The following is an 18507-nucleotide window of genomic DNA, read 5'->3' on the forward strand; positions in this document are numbered from 1 at the left end:
GACACGCGGGACGAGTCCGGTTCGCAGCTGGGCGCAGCGCAGAACACGCGCTATAGCACCGACGTTTTTGCGCGGTACGATGCAAAGGCCGACGCCGAGATCGACAGGATCATCAAGCAAAACGAAATGGTCTCGCGCGCGATGGCGGCGCAACCTCAACCGCAATTGCAGCGTGTGGCGACGCATCAGCGCAACGCGAACGCAGGTTGATCCGATTCAGGGCGAGCTTGCGGCGACAGAGCAGGAAACGGCAGGCGGCGCTAGTATCGGCATCGTCATTCGACGGTGCGATCGGTGCGAGGTCAGCGGCTGGTTGATGACACGCCACGGCTGGACAGGCATCGTCCCGTTCGGTATCCAACGTTGCTGACTGGGGAGGGGAAACGTGAAGTTCTCGATGAAAACCGAAATCCGCGCAGACGATGTTTCGATGATCGAGCATGCAATGAAGTCGGTGGACCCCGACGCGAAAGTCGCGGTCGACGTTGGCACGCAAAGCGTGAGCGTCGACTCGTGGCTGATGCCCGAAGAGTTTCTGGTCGCGTTCTACGACGAGGACTACGACGTGGCCATCAAGGAGTGGTGACATGAACGACGCTCGCGCGGATGTGGTCGGCGGGCAGCGCATGCGTCGCGCGTCGCACGCGTCGGTCAGGCGGGCAGGATCTCAGCAATGACGACGATCACGACAGCGGCGTTGGCGGGCCCCTGGCTATGCGAGAACGCCGAGCGCGCATGTCCCGCCTTGTTACCCAGCACGGCGGCGAACAGATCCGACGCTCCGTCGACCACGGCGGGCTGATCGTAGAAGCCATCGGCGGAACTGACGTGCCCCTCGACGCGAACGATGTGATGCAGGCGCTCGAAGCCGCCGAGATGCTGCGAGATCTGCGCGAGCGCGTTGAGCGCGGCGAGTTGGGCCGCCTTGCGGCCCTCTTCGAGCGTCAGGGTCTCGCCGACACGGCCCGTGTGAATCATTTTGCCGGCGGACAGCGGCACCTGCCCGGAGATGAAGAGCAGGTTGCCGGCTTCGCTGACAGCTGTATAGCTGCCCAGCGGTTGCGGCGGAGTAGGCAGTTCGAGACCGAGTTCGGCGAGTTTCTGTTTGACGGACATGATGGGCTCCTTGAGTGTGGTGGCGAGCACGGGCGGCGCTAGATCATTCACTGGCCTGCGCTCTGGCCGCCGTCGACATGCAGGATTTCGCCGGTCACGAACGGTGCCGAGTCGTGATAGAGGATCGCGTTGACGATGTCGCTCATCTCGCCCATGCGCCCGACCGGATGCATCCCGGCGAGCGTCGCGAGCGATTCCGCGGGATGCATCGGCGACTTGATGATGCCGGGCGACACCGCGTTGGCTCGGATACCGGCGTCGGCCTCGACGCCCGGTGCGATGGAACGAGCCGTGGCGACGACGCGATGACCCTGCGCGCGGAAAGCTTCGATGGTTTCAGCGACGACGCCTTGCGAGGCGCCGGTGACGATGACGGCCCTGGAAGTGCTCATGGTCTGTCTCACAGTGTGATTGATTCGGCCTGCTGGCCGTTCGAATCGATGGACCCGATGCAGCGCACTGTAGGCGCATCCGCCGCGAATTCGAACACACACCGTGGACAAAGAGTCTTGCGCCACGAGAACAAGTCTCGTGGAATCGGCCGGCTAGAGCCAGCGCCAGATGCCCGCGGGCCAGCCGGAGAGCGGGATATGCGCCCAGGTCGCCACGAGCCAGAACACCACGCCGCCAATCAGCGCGTGCATGCCGAACCCGCCCAGCCGCGCGCGGCCGGCGGCGATCGCCGCGAACGGCAGATAGCTCGTCTGCGACTCCCATGCGGGCCACAGATCCGGTTGCAGACGCCGCTTCTTGCGGTCCTGCAACGCGGCACCGACCAGCGCGAGAATGACGATCGCCCCGGCAAGCACGATGTTCCGGGTGACCGGGAGCACGGCGATATGGCACAGCCCCCAAAGCGCGAACGACCACATCATCGGGTGACGTGTCACCGCGTACACGCCGTGCGCCGCGTCGGGAAGAGCGGCGGGCCGGCCAACGGTGGGCAACGCCGGGTTGCGGATCAGCGAGCCCATCAGAAGGATCGATGCGATCAGCATGACCACGGTCACAATCGCCCACAGCACGTTGCCTGCCGGCCATAGCGGCTCGGAGACGGGCGTCCGGTCGTAAGCCATGACCATCCATCCGAACGTCAGTATCGCGATCAGCGAATAGACGCCCATGGCGGCCCGTTCGCCGATTGCCCGGACCATACCGGCCCGCAGCGGATGGGACAGGAGAAAGTGGCTACCGACAAAAGCGAATGCCGCCACGACAAGTGTGCTTTCCATGGGCTCGGCTCCTCGAATCAGATGATCGGTCGAACGTGTGCACTGGAGAATACTACTTCGTGTGCCGCAACGAGCGCGGCGGGCGTCTCGCGAGTTCGATTGCCGCGCGCGGGCATCCGGCTCGGGTCACAAGCCTCTACATGGCCCGTCGACGGGACGGGAGCGGCCCCTCGCTAAAGAGAGTAGGTGATCGAACGATCGCCGAAGCTAACTTTGCAAGGCAGAGAGATCATGTTCTGCAAGCGCTGCCTGGCCACCGCGGCAGGTCGCTGGTTGAGGCGCCGGGAAGTGCGCTCGCTGGAGATTTAGACTCGAATACGGGAGTAAACGATGACGAGGATGGACTGCGGCGACCTTCCACGCAATAAATTAAACGCCTCAGGTGTTTGGCTGCGAAGAAACCGACGATCGCAAAACGTGAAGGTAAACCCGCAGAGCAAACATCCCGCCGCTGACTATCATACAAATGTCCTATCTCGATGATATTGACAATATGGATGCTTTCGCCATTCGGGTCATCCTTGCCGATGACCACCCCGTCATGCTCAGCGGTATTTCGCATGAGCTCGCAGAGGTGAAGACAATCCAGCTGGTAGGGACAGCGAGGAATTCGACTGAGCTGATCGCGCTTCTAACGAGCACACAGTGCGACGTTCTCGTATCCGATTACGCAATGCCTGCGGGCGACTACGGTGACGGAATCGCGCTGTTCTCTCTGATCAAACGTCGCTATCCCGAGATCAAGATCGTCGTTCTAACCATGCTCGACAACCCGGCGGTGATTCGTGCGCTCGTTACACAAGGTGTAACGTGCATCGTCAGCAAATCCGATGCTGGCGCCCACCTTATCCCCGCCGTTCATGCCGTCCATAGCGGCGGCAAATACTATTCGCCAACGATCAATCAGATAGTCCAGTCGATCGACTGGAACCGTCGGGGCAGGGGCTCATCGGACGTGCTGAGTCAGCGCGAGTCCGAAGTTGTGCGTCTTTTTGCATCCGGGCTGACTGTGAACGAGATTGCCGAGAAATTGAGTCGCAGCAAGAAAACCATCAGCACACAGAAATCAAAGGCGATGGAAAAACTCGGCATTGAACGAGAAGTCGATCTGTTTCGGTATGCGATGGAAAATGGGCTGGTGACTTCATCGCAGAAGATGCCGGACGGTTCTTCCTCCACAGAATAAATGCAGGAAGCGATTCGCCCTTGCAAATAACATTGAGAAGGTAAAGCCGTGACGGGATGCTTGCATTCTTGCGGATTTGCATTCCGTCGTTGACCGGATAGTCGCACTGAAGAACGCATACGTGGCAAGTGCAGGTCCGGAATCTTGGCTCTCGAAGTGGCATAGGCGCGTCCGTCGTCACGCGTTACATGCGCCATCGGGACGAAAAACTACGCATTGCACGAAACATCTGGATTGAGTCACCGTCACTGCGCCGGAACACGGTCGCGACCGCACACAGACCGCTCAAGACCGCGAACGTACGCCTGTCCTATTTTCTGATATTTCTCACTTATAAGACTAAGCCTATTACTGATCCGATGCGGCGTAGATAAAGTCTTGCCCGTTCATTGTCAATAGGACACGACACGAGAAGCGTGGAAATGCAACTTGAATTCCGCCCCTCACTTTAATGGCGTCTCTAACGCCTCAAATTACATTGCGACGGAAGTCGACTATGACCACATCAAGAATTCGCGTAATACTCGCAGACGATCATCCAGTGATTCTCGAAGGCGTGCGATACGAACTCGAAAGAAGCAGCACGATCTCGGTTGTTGGCACGGCGAAAAATTCGACCGAACTGATGGCTGCGCTGACCAACTCGCCTTGTGACGTGGTTGTCTCGGACTACGTGATGCCCGGCGGACGTTATGGCGACGGACTGGCTCTTTTCGCTGCCATTCGCCAGCACTCTCCGAACGTGCGGGTGGTTGTGCTGAGCATGATGGAAAATCCGGCGGTTGTGCGGCTGCTGATGCAGGGAGGCCACTGCTGTATTTTCAGCAAGGCTGATCCGATCAGTAACCTGACGATCGCGGTACATGCCGCCTACGCGAATGGTCGCTATCTGTCGCCGCGCGTGGCGGCGATCTCAGACACGATCAACCCGGGTGCGCGCGGCAACACGGCCGGAGCCCCATTGACGCGATGTGAACTGGAGGTCGTACGCCTGTTTGTTTCCGGGATGACTGTGACGGAAATTGGCGAGCTTTTGCGTCGCAGTAAAAAAACGATCAGCACGCAAAAGAGCTCGGCAATGCTCAAACTGAGTATCGAGCGAGACGCGGACCTGGTGCGTTATGGAATGGAAAGCGGCCTGGTGCCGTCCGCGGAGCCGGCCAATTCGTAGCAGAGTCCGACGCGTGAGTTTTTGGCCTCAGGCCTGAATCAGCGTGAGCGTGGCCCGGGTGCCGGCTTCCCTGGCGACGCTCCCGATGTTGGACTGCGCGACTGCTGCCGGTGAGGGCGCTCCATACCAGCAAACAATCTGTAGCGCGTGGTCCGTTGTGATGGCTGCCCAAAGGCAACGCGTTCGCAAGTTGGGCTAGGTGAAAACGATGACGCTTCAAGGTCATGTTCCGATTGCGCGACCACCAGTTATGCATCAAAATCGACTTGAAATTCCACGATGCGTAGCGTGGCATACAAGAAGGTTTCGATATTGAGGTTAGGTGAGTTGACCTGCTTGGCCGCCCGAGCCCCGAACGAGTGGAGACGCGCAATATGGAAGAACTGATCGCCCAGAATGTGGGCACGAGATCGAGCAGCAGCTGGTATCGCGGATGGTTTTTGCTGGTCCTGGTGCTGATCTATGCGTCGAGCTTCGTCGATCGCATCATCGTCGCGGTTGTTGGTCAGGCCGTGAAGATGGACATGGGCCTCAGTGATTATCAGGTCGGGCTGCTCGGCGGCCTCGCGTTTTCGATTTTCTATTCGGTGCTTGGTCTGCCGATTGCGCGTTTGGCTGACAAATTCAACCGTGTCGTGCTGATCTCGATCTCGATCGTCGCCTGGTCGGCGATGACCGCGCTTTGCGGCACGGCAGGCAGCTTCTGGCAACTGATGCTGTATCGCCTCGGTGTGGGTATCGGCGAAGCCGGCAGCACGCCGACCTCGCACTCGCTGATCGCCGACGAGTTCGGTCCGCGCCGCCGGGCGAGCGCGCTCGCCGTCTATGCGCTGGGACCGCCGATCGGCGTGCTGGCCGGCGCGTTCGGAGGCGGCTGGCTCGTGGAGCATCTGGGCTGGCGTCCAGTGTTCTTTGTGGTGGGCCTGCCGGGGCTCGTGTTTGGCCTGCTGGCATGGCTGACACTGCGTGAGCCCAAGCGCGGCGGCGCCGATGGTGTCGCAGCCGGCACCAGCGCCAGTGCTCCGCCCCTCAGCGTGGTGTTCAAGCGGCTGACCTCGAGCCGCGCCTTCGTGCAGATGCTGCTCGGCACGGTGATCGGTGCGTTTGGCCAGTACGGTATCAACCTGTTCATCCCGATGTATTTCATCCGCGTCTACAGCATGAGCTTTGCCCAGGCCGGCGTGATTTTCGGTCTGGTGCTCGGCGTCGGCGGCATCATCGGCACTACGCTCGGCGGCGTGTGTGCGGACCGGGTCGGCGTCAACGATCGCCGCTGGTATGCGCGAATCCCGGCGCTGGGTACTGGACTTGGTTTCCCGCTGCTGGCACTAGCCTTCATCGCAGATCAGTGGCAGCTGAGCGTCGCGCTGCTGTTCATGGGCACGATCCTGCTGAACGTGTGGAACGGCCCGACCTTCGCGGTGGTGCAGAGCATCGTCGAGCCGCGCATGCGTGCTACCGCGTCGGCCATTGTGTTCCTGCTGATGAACCTGATCGGCCAGGGCCTCGGTACGCCGACGGTGGGTTTTCTCAGTGATCGTTTCGCATCGCACCTGTTCACGCAAGGTGATTTCCACGCGGTGTGTACCGTGCCGAAAGGACCGCATGGTGCCGCGGCCGTGTTGCAGGGTCCATTTGCATCGGCATGTCATGACGCCTCGGCCAATGGTGTGCGCTACGCGATGCTGACGGCGAGCGTGGTGCTAATCTGGTCGGCCTTCCATTACCTCCGTGCGACGCGTCATCTGAAGAATTCGTAAGACCTGTTTGGCGAGCGTTGTCCCGACGGCGCCGTATGCAAATACGGCGCCGTTTCCCATTGTCGCTAGTCGGGAAATCCATGTCTGGTATACCTCTGCGGTATCATAGGAATTCATTTTTTCTGTTAAACCTTTTATGTCTGTCATTCTCGTTCGATGAGCCAGATCCCAAAAATAAGCCGGTCGGTTGAAATCAAGGCCCTTCTCGAAGCGGAAATTGAGCGAGGTGAGCTGGTCCCGGGCGCAACGTTGGACGAGCGAGCACTGGCGACGCGCTTCAATGTCTCGCGCACGCCGATCCGCGAGGCGCTTCAGCAGCTCGCCGCGCAGCGGTATGTACAGATCGTGCCGCGGCAGGGCGTATTCGTGAGCAAGATGTCGGTGCCGCAACTGCGTGACGTGCTTGAACTGCTCAGCGAGCTTGAGGTGGTGTCGGCCCGCCTCGCCGCGCGGCGAATGAACGACCAACAGCGAGCGGCGCTCCAAAAGGCGATCGACGAAGGCGTCGCCGCCTTGCAGGAAAACGATCCGCGCGCTTTCGCCCGCGCCAATGTGGCATTCCACGAAGTGCTCTGCAACGCCTGCCACAACGATTATCTGGCTGATCAGATTCGTTCCATCCGCCGCCTGATCTCGCGTTACCGGCCCAAGCCGTTCCTCGCGCCGAGCCGCCGCGAGAAGGCCATCACCGATCACCAGAAACTCGCTCAGGCGTTGCTTTCCGGCGACGAAGCCGCCGCCGAAGCCGCCATGGCCGAGCACTCGCCGGGCTTTTCGGAGTTCCTCGCCACTTTGCCGGAAGAGTACTTCGCGAGTGCGCCCACGCCTGGGCGTGACGGTGGTTCTTCCTCAACGGAACCGCCTTACGACGATCGTTGATGCGCCGTATTGGCGTCTTCCGGGATGGTCGAGTCCCGCTCCCCTGCCGTTCGTTGCCCCCTGGTTTTTTGAGCTGAGCTCCCTGGGGGCATTTCTTTTGGCTGCCAAACTGAACTGACGGCCAGACGCAATAGGTATACCTACACTCTGTTGTACGCATACATCGCTGCGCCGCGCGATTTACGCTTCCCATTCCTGCAGTTCCCACCTTCATTCCCGCTATCCCCTCCAAGGCCCAGTTCTGGCAAGCCTTTGCGCGCCGCGTGGTCTGCTCGCATGACCGGTGAGGGAAAACGATAGGTCGATATCCTAAATGTATTCTTGCGCGCTGCAACAGGTATGCATCAAAATCCAAATTAGTATTCCACGAATCGGTCGGTGGAATATTAAAGCCACTGGCGAGTGTAGCGGGCGGGGTTGGGTGACCGGAACCGGGATGGTTCGGATCCGGTGCGAAGCTGACCAGCAAATTACGTTTGATCTGAAAAAATGAGATAGGTGGAGACGTGGACATGAGGAAGAAACTATTGGCAGGCGCGATTGCAGCGCTGGCTTCGGTAGGTGTGCATGCACAAAGCAGCGTCACGCTGTACGGCATTATCGACAATGGCCTGACCTACGTGAACAACGTAAAAGGCAGCTCGCAGTTCAAGCTCGACGACGGCATCAATCAGGCGTCGCGCTGGGGTCTGCGTGGCGTCGAAGACCTCGGCGGCGGTCTGAAGGCAATCTTCACGCTCGAGAACGGTTTCTCGCTGAATACCGGTACGGCGAGTCACGGCGGCGCGCTGTTCGGCCGCCGCGCTTTTGTCGGTCTGACGAGCGACAGGTTCGGTACCCTGATTGCCGGTTACGACTACGACTTCATCTACGACTACATTTCGTACTACACGAACGTTGCCCAGTTCGCCCCGTCGTATGCGTTCCACGGTTCGTATGACGTCGACCGCCTGGCGGGTGAGCCAGTCAGCAACATGGTGCGCTATGAAACGCCGATCTGGCATGGCTTCGGTGCTGGCGTGATGTATGGTTTCAGCAATACGCCGGGACGTCTCGGCGGAACGTTCAACGGTGCCGCAAGCGTATTCAGTGCTGGCCTGAAGTACAGCCCGACCGGTTCGTTGAAGGCGCCGTACTCGTTGGCCGCAAGCTTTACCCGCACGCAAGGCGGTGCCGTCGGTGCAACTGGTGGACCGGGCGCAGGTACGATGGCGCAATACGCCCTACAGGCCGATGCGATTTACACGGCAGCGTTGGCTGGTCAAGTGCGTCTCGGTGATCGTTTCGCCTTGAACGGTGTCTACACGTACACGAGTGCGAATAGCCGGACGCTTGGCACCGTTGTGTCAAGCGGCTATGAAGCAGGCCTAACCTATGAGGCTTCGCCGTTTATGACGTTCGGCGCTGGTTTTACCTATATGGATCAGCGTCGGCTCGGCAAATTCAATCTGTATAGCTTGGGTGCCGACTATCGGTTGTCCAAGCGTACGGACGTGTATGCCTTCGGCACCCTCCAGCATGCATTTGCTGGTCGCCAATTTGCTGACAACTTCCTGATCTCGACGCCGATGTCATACGGCGCCAGCGTCGGTACGAATGCAATCTTTGGGAACGGGCGTTCGAGCACCGCCAACCAGCTCGCCGTGCAAGTCGGTATTCGTCACCTGTTCTGACCGGTCAGGAACAAGCCGTACAGGTATGCATGGGGTTTCCCGGCATGCCATGCCTCGGACGCCACGCTTATGCGTGGCGTTTGCTCGTCCTGCAGACCGGATCACGCCCGGTTGCCTCGTTGTGCATCTGGGAGAGCTTTCGCGCCAACAACGAAACACCTGGGTTGTGCTTCGTCAAGAAAGAAAGGCCAGATACTCATTCACATGAGGTCTGGCCTTTCTATTCGAGTCATGCTGCCGCGTGAAGCGGGCAGCATGGTTGATGGCGGAGATCAGAGATCGGCAAACCTGCCGTTGCCGGCCGCGAGCTTTTCGAGCAGCGGCGCAGGCTTCCACCAGTAGCCGTATTCTTCGTACAGGCGCTTGATGTCCTGATAGACATTGGCGAGGCCGATCTGGTCGGCGTAGTACATAGGGCCGCCGAGCTTGGCTGGGAAGCCGTAGCCTGTCACGTACACGACGTCGATATCGCTCGCGCGCAGCGCGATACCCTGTTCAAGCAGCTTCGCGCCTTCGTTGATCATGCCGTACATGCAGCGCTTGATGATCTCTACCTTGGGGATCGAACGGCGCGTGATACCCAGGCGTGCCGATTCCTCGACGATGTACTGCTCGATCTCCGGGTCGCGATGCGGCGTGCGGTCGCCCGCTTCATAGCGGTACCAGCCCTTGCCGTTCTTCTGTCCGAGGCGGCCCATCTCGACCAGTTTCATGATCAGGTCGTTCCAGCGGCGATCGTTCGGACGCGTGGCCATCTGTGCCTTGCGCGTCTGGTAACCGACATCGTTGCCGGCCATGTCGTGCACCGCGAAAATACCCATCGCATAGCCAAAATCCTTGAGCGCGGCATCGACTTCGTGCGGCAGCGCGCCGTCTTCGACGAGGAAGTGGGCTTCGCGATTGTAGTTGCGGAACAGCGCATTGCCGATGAAACCGGGGTACACGAGCGAGTACACCGCCACCTTGCCCATGCGGCGGCCGAGTTCCATCAGCGTGACGACCGCCTCGTCGGAGGTGTTGTCGGCGCGCACGACCTCGAGCAGACGCATCACGTGCGCCGGGCTGAAGAAGTGCGCGCCCACCACGTCCTGCGCGCGCGTCGTGACAGCCGCGATCTCGTTGATGTCGAGGCCCGACGTGTTGGTGGCGAGGATCGCGCCAGTCTTCGCGTGGCGATCGAGTTCGCGGAAGATGCCTTGCTTGAGGCCGAGATCTTCGAACACCGCCTCGATGACGATGTCCGCGTCCTTGACGTCGGCGATCGCGGTCGAGCCCGTGATCAGCGCGAGCCGCGCATCGCGCGTGGCGTCGTCCAGCTTGCCGCGCTTGATGCTCTGGTTATAGTTGTCGCTGATGCGTGCGAGGCCGCGCTGCAGACCTTCGTCGTTCGCGTCGATCAGCGTGACCGGGATGCCGGCCGCCACGAGCGCCATCGCGATACCGCCGCCCATCGTGCCCGCGCCGATCACGGCTGCGCGCCCGATATCGCGCGGCTTGACACCGGCGGCAACCGGGATTTGCGCGGCGAGCTTTTCGGCGGCCTTCACATGGGCCAGTGCCGCAGCTTCCTGCGGCGTGAGTTCTGCGGGTGCATTCATCGTTGCTTTACTCCGGCTTGACGAGTTTGGCGTTTCCGTCCACGAAACTCTGCAGACGTGCGGCGGTTTCGGGAGAACGCATCATGTTCGAGCTCATGTACTCGAGGAACAGGCCGTCCTCATGCGAGAGATCGTTCACGCGCGGCAGCAGGTTGGTGATGCGCCAGTTGGTGTCGGGCACGTTCTGCGCGATTTTTGCGGCGATTTCCCTGGCTTTGTCGAGTGCGCCGCCGATCGGCGTCAGATAGGTGATGATGTGCTCGCGCTGGCCTTCCTCGGCGGTCAGCAGACGTCCCGTCAGCATCATGTCGGCCATGACGGTATAGCCGACCACACGCTGGATGCGCACCGTGCCGCCGCCGCCCACGAAAATGCCGCGCTGGCCTTCGGGAAGCCCGAAGAAGCATGAGTTGTCGCCGACGCGCACGTGTGCCGCCGTCGCCAGTTCGAGACCGCCGCCGACCACGGCGCCGTGCAGCGCCGCGACGAACGGAATAGGGCCGCGCGCGATCAGGTCGAACACTTCGTGCCACGAATGACGGCGGCGCTTCTTCGGCGGGGCGGTCTGGCCGGTGGCGCGCGACAGCGCCTCGCGCAGGTCGAGACCAGCGGAGAAGTTGCCGCCATGGCCGTAGATCACGCCGCACATGGCTTCGTCGCCGGCGCGGTTGACGGCATCACGCAGTTGCGCAATCACTTCCTCGTTGATCGCGTTGCGCTTCTCGGGACGATTCAGCCCGATCAGCGCAACGGCGCCGTCGAGTTCATAGGTAACCTGGGTTTCGCTCATGCGGCGCTCCGTTGGATGTTTGTCTGGTGATGTTCAGGATGACCGGGCGACAGGTCATAGGTCGAGCACGAGGCGTTCGCTCTTGCAGCGCGACACGCACACCTGCATGACTTTCCCCCCCGCCTTGTCCGTATCGGAGAGGTAGGTGTCGCGATGCTCGATGTCGCCGCTCGCCACCTGGGTCGAGCACAGACCGCAGTAACCGGCACGGCAGTCGTACATGACGTCGACGCCGTTATCGAGCAGGGTGTCGAGCACCGACTTGTCAGCGGGCACGGTCAGCACCTTGCCCGAGGACTTGAGTTCGATTTCAAAGGTCCTGTCGCCGTCCTGCGGTGCAACTTCGCTGAACAGTTCGTAATGCAGGTCGCACTCGTGCCAACCGCGCTGGCGTGCCGCCGCGAGCACCGCGTCGATCATGCCGGACGGCCCGCACACGTAGATCGGCTGGTTGACCTCGGCGCCGTCGAGCAGCACCTCGATCGACAGGCGCGTCGCGTTGTCGTCGTCGGCGTGCAGCACGAGGCGCTTGCCCGCGACGGCACGCAGTTCTTCGACGAACGGCAGCGCATCGCGCGTGCGGCCCGAGAAGTGCAGCGAGTAGTCGCGGTTCTGCCTGCTCAGTTCCGCCGCCATAGCCGCCATCGGCGTAATGCCGATGCCGCCCGCGATCAGGATGACCGAGGGCGGTGCGGCGAGCGGGAAGTGGTTGACGGGTGCGCGCACCGTGAGTGTGGCGCCCGCCTGCAGCGTGTGCATGAAGCGCGAACCGCCGCGGCCTTCGTCCTCGCGCCGGACGCCGAGGCGGTAGGCACGCACACCCGCGCGCGTATCGACTTGCGGATCAGTGTTGATCAGCGAATACGAGCGCCATTGCGCGACGCCGCCATCGGCCGCAGGGATCTCAACCTGAATGTGTGCGCCCGGCTCGTAGCCGGGCAGCAGCGCATCGTCCTCAGCTTCGAGCGTGAGGGACTTGATCAGCGAGGTCGGCGCGCTGACTGACGCGACACGCAGCTTGAGAGTAGGCGCGAGCATGGTGGTCTTTCCGTGGAGATTGCATCGGTCTCACCGCGCGGGAACGCCGCGCGGTTTTACTGCAGGGTTTTATTTCGCGGTGCTACTTCGAGTCCGCAAGCGAGCGCCAATCGGCGCCGGCCTGAATCACGCCGCCGACCGAGACGGCCTTCGAGTAATCGAGTTCCGGGCTCTCGGCGAGGGTCGGCGTCTTGCCGGCCATGAACTCGCGCGCTGCCTTCAGCAGCAATGCGCGCACGCGCAGCACGGCGCCGTCGGCCGAGCACAGCTGTTCCTGGGTGCGGTCGTAGATCGCGCCCTGGCCGAGGAACATCGCGAAGTCTTCCGTGCCGAGGTGCTGGTAGAAGCCCGTCGCGTGGCCGCGCTTCATGAGGTCGCGGTTCTGGCCGAACGATTCCTCGCGCGTGCCCGGCGGCAGTGGCGGGAAATTCCAGACGTCCGGCGTGGCCGACATGATCGTCATGCCGAGCGGGCGGTGCGGGTTGTACTGCACGAACCAGGCACGGTGCGTCACGTCGTCCACCGGGGTCGAGAAGAACACCGTGGTCGGGCCTTTAGCATCAGGCGGGCAGATGATGCCGTACCACGGCATCACGAAGTTGTTCACGCGTGCGTAGACCTTCTCGTCAGGCATGTCGCGCAGCGCGGCATAGCGATAACCATACGGACGATCTTCGAACTCGAAGCGCGGCGCGAGCGCCTTCGACATGAGCATGCGTTCGTTTCCGCCGCCCGCGGTGATCTGCGTGGTCGATTCGTGCAGTACGCCGACGTGCGACGAATCCATCGAGGCTTCGACGGCCTGCACCCAGTTGGTCGGCACTTCGACGCTCGTCACCGAGCGGTGTTCGGGCGGCAGGTCCATGAACGGCAGTTCGGGGAACACCGGTGACGTGTCACCCTTGCCGAGCCACACCCACACGAGGCCGCCTCGCTCTTGAACGCGATACTGGCCGGTCTTCACGCGCTTGCAGAACTGCGCCTGATCCCCGACCTGGTTCGGCGCTTCGACGACGGCACCGGTCGCATCGATCTTCCAGCCGTGGAAGATGCAGCGCAGGCCGTTGTCCTCGTTGCGAGCCATCATCAGCGACGTGCGGCGATGCGGGCACAGTTCGTCCACCACGCCGACGTGGCCGTCAGTCGCGCGGAACGCCACGTAGTTCGTGCCGAGCAAGCGCACCAGCACCGGTGCGCCGTCGGCTTCGAGCTTCGCCGACGGCACGGCCGGAATCCAGTAGTGCTGGCGGATCATGTCGCCCATCGGCGCGCCGTTCTCGACGCGCGTCAGCAGCTCATTGTCCTCACGAGTCATTGCCATGATCTCTCCTCTGCGGGCTTCGCGGTTTGCGCGTCAGTCCTTGTAGTGGCGGAAGGCACGCGTGTAGACGCGCGTGCAGTTGCATTCGAAGATGTTCTTGCGCTGCTCGTCGGTCAGCCACTCGATGCTTTCGATCACCGGCTTCATGTCGTCGTAGTCACGGCCCGAGATCGGATCGCGCGCGCTGCCCGTGCCCGGTTTTTCGGTGCCGAACATCACGTTGTCGGTGCCGGCCACCTTCAGCAGCAGCTCGATCGAATCCTTCGAGTAGTTGCAGGTGTCGAAGTAGAGCTTCCTGAGCTGCTCGTCGAAGGTTTGCGGGCTGTTGCGGCGCGCGGCCCACGAACGGAAGCGGCCCATCTGGTAGGGGATTGCGCCGCCGCCGTGCGCGACGATGATCTTCAGGTTCGGATACTTCTCGAACACCGTCGATTCGAGCAGCGAGATCACGGCGATGTTCTCTTCGTTGATGAACTTGAGCGTGTACGACTCGCGCGGATTGCAACTGCCTGCGGAGTGGATCAGCGCCGGCACGTCGAGTTCGGTCATCGCGTCATAGAGGGGGTACCAGAACGGATCTCCGAGACCGGCCGGCGCCGGGCCGTGGCCTTCGGTCGGGTCCGGGTTCAGCAGCGTGCCGACGAAGCCGAGTTCGTTCACACAGCGCTTGAGTTCGGCCACGCAATGCTCCGCCGGCGAGTCGTTCATGGACTGCGGCAGGCCGGCTACGCCACGGAAGCGGTCAGGGAACATGTCGACGAAACGCTTGATCAGGTCGTTGCAGTGGCGCGTCCACAGCTGCGTCACCCGCGCGGGCTTGATTGAGTGCATCTGCAGGTAGGGGCGCGGCGAAATGAACTGGATGTCGGTGCCGACCGAATCCATGCTGCGCACGAGTTCCTCGGCCTGCTTGCGCACGGCTTCGTCGGGGATATTCGGCGCGCTCGACGGGTTCGCGCGTCCACCGACCAGTTCGGCCATGTAGCGGAAACTTTGCGGGGGCATGACGACGTGGGCGTGGGAATCGATGATCATGGATGAGCCTCAGTTGGGTTCGGAGTGTTCAGCAAAAGACTGCGATGACTCGGGTACGGCGCGCTTGGGTCGCGCTCAAGCGACTACCGCAAGGGTTTCGAGCTGGATGACCATGCCGTGCTGGAGGTCGTACGTGGTCACATGGCGTGCCGGGCGATGCGCAGCATCGGGCCAGAAGGCCAACCAGTGCGGGTCGATGTGTGCGCGCACCGAGTCGTCCTTGACGTAGACGGCGAGCTTCACCACCTGGTCCAGCGTGGCGCCGCCCGCGTCGAGGAAGCGCTTGAGGTTTTCGAAGGCGAGGCGAACCTGATCGGCCGGCGTCTCGGCGAGCTTGCCGGTGCTGGGATCCTTGCCCGCAATCGCCGACGAGCACAGCAGGTTGCCGGCGCGCGCACCGAGCGGGATCGGCACCTTGTGCGCGAGGCCGGGAACGTCGATGGATTGGGGCATGTCTCCTCCGTGTCTAGTCGTGTTGGAGGGCGCGTGTCAGTCCGCGCCCAAATCGAAGAAATGGCGCGGCACCGCCGCGAGGAACTCCGAGAAACCGGTGGTGCCGGCCGGCACATGTTTCATCATGGCTTCGGCGGCTTTGGTTTCGTCGCCGCTCTGGATCGCACGCGCGATGCCGAAGTGCTCTTGCAGCGAACGCGCGATCTGGCCGCGGCTGCGCAGGTCGGACATGCGATAGCGCGCCGAGCGGCGGCGCGCCGTGCGGATCTGCTCGGCCAGGTATTGGTTGCGGCTGCCTTCGTAGATCAGTTCGTGGAACTGCGCGTTGGCGATCGCGTACTGGTCGGCGTCGTCTTCCACGGCTGCTTGCTGGCATGCCAGAAGCGCATGATCCAGTTGCTCGCGCAGTTCGTCACACGCACGGCGCGCGGCGAAACGCGCGCACAGTGTCTCGAGCTCGCCGATGTATTCGAGCATGGCGCGCACCTTGCCAATAGACAGGCGGGCCACCGTAATGCCCTGGCGCGGCGAGATCGCGACCAGATCGCGCGCGGCCAGATGTTGCAGCGCCTCGCGAACCGGCGTGCGCGACACATTGAAGCGCGTCGCGAGTGCACGCTCGTCGACCAACGTGCCCGGTGCGAGCTTGCCCTGTTCGATTTCGGCCTGCAGGGTCGCCCGAATACCGCTCGCGAGACTGGCCCTACCGCGGGCGGGCGGCTCGGGCGCTTCGCCCGCCGCGCCGCTACGCTCAAGAGTGGGGTCTGCTGCAAGTTTCATTGAGTTGCCACGCTCGGTATGTTGGAAGTTGCGAGAAATATACCAATACAAGTTTGTGGTATGCAACACGGCGTTTGCCCCAGCGTATCCCAGTCGTCCCTTCGCAATCATCGGTGCTGGCAATAAAGTCCTTATGTTTCAATTGGATGCGTCGATCCGGTGGACGCATTGCGCCGCCGCCCAGGGAAAGTACCAGGATGGGTTTTGAGTGTCTGGTGTATTGAGAAGCCTGCTCTGGTATGCCAGAATGCATCACATCACAGCCGATTCTGGTATGCCAGATCCGAGTTCAATCAACATCACAGGTCAGATCAGATGAGCAAGAGCCTTATAGATGTCGCAGGCGTGCACCCTGTCGAGCGTGTGCTCAAGCCGAAGTCGATCGCGATCGTCGGTGCATCCGCCGATCCGCGCGCTTTCGGTGATTTCGTGTTGCAGAACCTCGAGCGCTTCGGCTATGCGGGCGATATCCATCTCGTGTCGCGCAGCAGCCAGGAAATCAACGGTCGCGTCTGTGTCAGCAGCGTCGAGGCGCTGCCGCAAGGTATCGATCTGGCCGTGCTGTGCATTCCGGAGTCGGGCGTGCTCGAGACGGTGCGCACGCTCGGCACGCTAAAGGCCGGCGCAGCCGTGATCTTTGCGTCGGGTTATGCCGAGGCGGGCGACGAAGGCCGCGCGAAGCAGGAAGAGCTGGCGCGTGTGGCAGCCGATGGCGGCGTGGCGCTGATCGGCCCGAACTGCATGGGTTTCACGAACTTCGAGGCCGGCGTGCCGGTGACCTTCGAAGCCGTGGCGCCGTACCCGAGCGGCGGCCGCCGTGGCGTGGGCGTGGTGGCGCAAAGCGGCGCGATGGCCGCGAACCTGCGCGACGCGTTCATCGGCCGTGGCCAACCGATGACGGCAACCGTTTCGACCGGTAACGAAGCCAGCCTCGGTATCGAAGACTACCTGGCCTGGTTCATCGCCGATCCGCAGACGAGCGCGATCGCGGTCTACGCCGAGCAGATCCGTCGTCCGCAGACCTTTCTGCTGCTCGCCCGCGAAGCACGCGCCGCAGGCAAGCCGATCGTGATGCTGATGCCGGGCAAGAGCGCCCGCGCCCGTGAGGCGGCGCAGTCTCACACAGGCGCACTGGCAGGCGATCACGCGACGGCGAGTGTCCTGCTGCAGCGCGAAGGCGTGGTGGTCGTCGATTCGCTCGACGAACTGTTCGATACGACGACGATCCTGGCCCGCTTCCCGGTGCCCCCGGCGGCCGGTACGGCCGTGATGACGGCCTCGGGCGCGGTCAAGAACATCACGCTCGATTTCGCCGAGGACATCGGCCTGACGCTGCCACGCCTGACCGACGCGACCGTCAGGAAGCTGACCGAACTGCTGCCCGACTACGCCGTCGCCGACAACCCGCTCGACTACACGACGATCGGTGTACGCAACCCGGGCCTGATAGGCGAGCTGATCGACACGGTGCTGACCGATCCGAACATCGGTTCGCTCGTGCTCGCGATCATGGGCGGCCCGTCGATCGCTCAGCGCGACAAGGCCGATCACCTCGTGCCGGCGCTGGCGCGTGCAACGAAACCCGCCGTGCTCGTGGTGATGGGCGATGACAACCCGCTCAAGGATTTCTTCACGGACGCGATCGCCGCGAGCGGCGTGCCGTTCTTCCGCTCCCCGGATCGTGCGCTGCGCGCTTGCGCTCGCGTGGCTGCATATGGTGAATCGCTAGCGCGCGCCGAGCGTGCGAGGACCGAGGCGCCGAAGGTGATCCCGCTGCCGGGCGCCGTGCCGCCGAACGGCATCTTCGCCGAATACCAGGGCAAGGGCTGGCTTGCCGCGGCCGGTCTGCCGGTGCCGAAGGGAGGTCTCGCGAAGTCGCTCGACGAAGCGCTCGAGATCGCCGATGAAATCGGCTACCCGGTCGTGCTGAAGGCCCAGGCAAGCGAACTGCCGCACAAGAGCGACGTCGGCGGCGTGGCGGTCGGCCTCGCTGATGCCACCGCGCTGCGCGCCGGCTGGGACAAGCTGCATGCGAGCGTGAAGTCGCATCGTCCGGAACTCGTGCTCGACGGCGCGCTGGTCGAAGCGATGGGCCCGCGCGGTCTGGAACTGGTCGTGGGTGCGAAACGCGACGCGGACTGGGGGCCGGTCGTGCTCGTGGGCCTCGGCGGTATTTTCATTGAAGTGCTCAAGGATGTGCGCCTCGTGCCGGCCGACCTGTCGGAAGACGACATCGTGGTCGAACTGGGCCGACTGAAGGGTGCCGCGATGCTCGAAGGCGTGCGCGGCGCGGCAGGCGTCGACGTGCGTGCGGTCGCGAAGGCCGTGGCGGCGATTGCCGATCAGATGCGCGCGAACCCCGACATCACAGAAATCGACGTCAACCCGCTGGTGGCCTACCCGGACCGTGTGCTCGCGCTCGACGCGCTCGTCGTGTGCGGCGCTCAGGGCGCCTCGACCCATCACTGAGCCCTG

General features: G+C 62.5%; 17 protein-coding genes and 1 pseudogene. 8 read left to right on the forward strand and 10 right to left on the reverse strand.

Going from position 1 to position 18507, the window contains the following annotated elements:
* Both AB3X94_RS38775 and AB3X94_RS38780 read left to right on the forward strand, forming a co-directional pair.
* Positions 1-210 (forward strand): annotated as a pseudogene (locus tag AB3X94_RS38775) (EmrA/EmrK family multidrug efflux transporter periplasmic adaptor subunit); the annotation flags it as partial.
* 187 nt (positions 211-397) lie between these two features.
* A complete protein-coding gene (locus AB3X94_RS38780) occupies positions 398-586 on the forward strand; it encodes a copper chaperone (protein WP_217709927.1) in 189 nt (62 codons plus the stop codon).
* A gap of 65 nt (positions 587-651) precedes the next feature.
* Here AB3X94_RS38780 and AB3X94_RS38785 read toward each other — a convergent pair whose 3' ends face one another.
* The 3 genes from AB3X94_RS38785 to AB3X94_RS38795 form a co-directional block, all read right to left on the reverse strand.
* Positions 652-1116, reverse strand: a complete 465-nt coding sequence (locus AB3X94_RS38785) for a RidA family protein (RefSeq protein ID WP_368614292.1) — start codon at positions 1114-1116, stop codon at positions 652-654.
* A gap of 47 nt (positions 1117-1163) precedes the next feature.
* Complete coding sequence (locus tag AB3X94_RS38790) at positions 1164-1508, reverse strand: SDR family oxidoreductase (RefSeq protein ID WP_368614293.1); 345 nt, start codon at positions 1506-1508, stop codon at positions 1164-1166.
* Positions 1509-1661: 153 nt separating this feature from the next.
* A complete protein-coding gene (locus tag AB3X94_RS38795; protein ID WP_368614294.1) occupies positions 1662-2348 on the reverse strand; it encodes an NnrU family protein in 687 nt (228 codons plus the stop codon).
* A 466-nt stretch (positions 2349-2814) separates the two neighbouring features.
* Here AB3X94_RS38795 and AB3X94_RS38800 point away from each other — a divergent pair, with 466 nt between their 5' ends.
* The 5 genes from AB3X94_RS38800 to AB3X94_RS38820 all read left to right on the forward strand — a co-directional run bounded on the left by AB3X94_RS38800 (position 2815) and on the right by AB3X94_RS38820 (position 9017).
* Positions 2815-3534 (forward strand): response regulator transcription factor, encoded by a 720-nt coding sequence (locus AB3X94_RS38800; protein ID WP_176377683.1) that lies wholly within the window; start codon positions 2815-2817, stop codon positions 3532-3534.
* Positions 3535-4030: 496 nt separating this feature from the next.
* On the forward strand, positions 4031-4705 hold the full coding sequence (locus AB3X94_RS38805) for a response regulator transcription factor (RefSeq protein ID WP_176126026.1): 675 nt from the start codon (positions 4031-4033) through the stop codon (positions 4703-4705).
* A 374-nt stretch (positions 4706-5079) separates the two neighbouring features.
* A complete protein-coding gene (locus AB3X94_RS38810; protein WP_368614295.1) occupies positions 5080-6465 on the forward strand; it encodes a spinster family MFS transporter in 1386 nt (461 codons plus the stop codon).
* A 156-nt stretch (positions 6466-6621) separates the two neighbouring features.
* Positions 6622-7344, forward strand: a complete 723-nt coding sequence (locus AB3X94_RS38815) for a GntR family transcriptional regulator (RefSeq protein WP_368614296.1) — start codon at positions 6622-6624, stop codon at positions 7342-7344.
* Positions 7345-7856: 512 nt separating this feature from the next.
* Complete coding sequence (locus tag AB3X94_RS38820) at positions 7857-9017, forward strand: porin (protein WP_368614297.1); 1161 nt, start codon at positions 7857-7859, stop codon at positions 9015-9017.
* A 272-nt stretch (positions 9018-9289) separates the two neighbouring features.
* Here the strand turns inward: AB3X94_RS38820 and AB3X94_RS38825 are convergent, their stop codons facing one another.
* From AB3X94_RS38825 to AB3X94_RS38855, 7 genes are all read right to left on the reverse strand, one after another.
* Positions 9290-10615, reverse strand: coding sequence for a 3-hydroxyacyl-CoA dehydrogenase (locus tag AB3X94_RS38825; protein WP_176108460.1), 1326 nt, complete (start codon positions 10613-10615; stop codon positions 9290-9292).
* Positions 10616-10622: 7 nt separating this feature from the next.
* On the reverse strand, positions 10623-11405 hold the full coding sequence (locus tag AB3X94_RS38830) for a crotonase/enoyl-CoA hydratase family protein (protein ID WP_176108461.1): 783 nt from the start codon (positions 11403-11405) through the stop codon (positions 10623-10625).
* A 54-nt stretch (positions 11406-11459) separates the two neighbouring features.
* A complete protein-coding gene (locus AB3X94_RS38835; RefSeq protein ID WP_176108462.1) occupies positions 11460-12443 on the reverse strand; it encodes a PDR/VanB family oxidoreductase in 984 nt (327 codons plus the stop codon).
* A gap of 82 nt (positions 12444-12525) precedes the next feature.
* Entirely contained in the window at positions 12526-13764 is a 1239-nt protein-coding gene (locus tag AB3X94_RS38840; protein WP_176108463.1) for an aromatic ring-hydroxylating dioxygenase subunit alpha, read from the reverse strand.
* A gap of 33 nt (positions 13765-13797) precedes the next feature.
* Entirely contained in the window at positions 13798-14799 is a 1002-nt protein-coding gene (locus AB3X94_RS38845; protein ID WP_176108464.1) for an amidohydrolase family protein, read from the reverse strand.
* A gap of 75 nt (positions 14800-14874) precedes the next feature.
* The gene (locus AB3X94_RS38850; protein WP_368614298.1) at positions 14875-15252 is read right to left on the reverse strand and encodes a RidA family protein; all 378 of its coding nucleotides are present in this window, start codon (positions 15250-15252) and stop codon (positions 14875-14877) included.
* 36 nt (positions 15253-15288) lie between these two features.
* The gene (locus AB3X94_RS38855) at positions 15289-16032 is read right to left on the reverse strand and encodes a GntR family transcriptional regulator (RefSeq protein ID WP_368614299.1); all 744 of its coding nucleotides are present in this window, start codon (positions 16030-16032) and stop codon (positions 15289-15291) included.
* A gap of 315 nt (positions 16033-16347) precedes the next feature.
* On the opposite strand from AB3X94_RS38855, the gene AB3X94_RS38860 reads away from it, so the two are divergent.
* A complete protein-coding gene (locus AB3X94_RS38860; protein ID WP_368614300.1) occupies positions 16348-18501 on the forward strand; it encodes an acetate--CoA ligase family protein in 2154 nt (717 codons plus the stop codon).
* The last annotated feature ends 6 nt before the right edge of the window (positions 18502-18507 follow it).

This window comes from Paraburkholderia sp. BR10923 (genome assembly GCF_040948765.1).
Taxonomy (GTDB): Bacteria; Pseudomonadota; Gammaproteobacteria; order Burkholderiales; family Burkholderiaceae; genus Paraburkholderia; species Paraburkholderia youngii.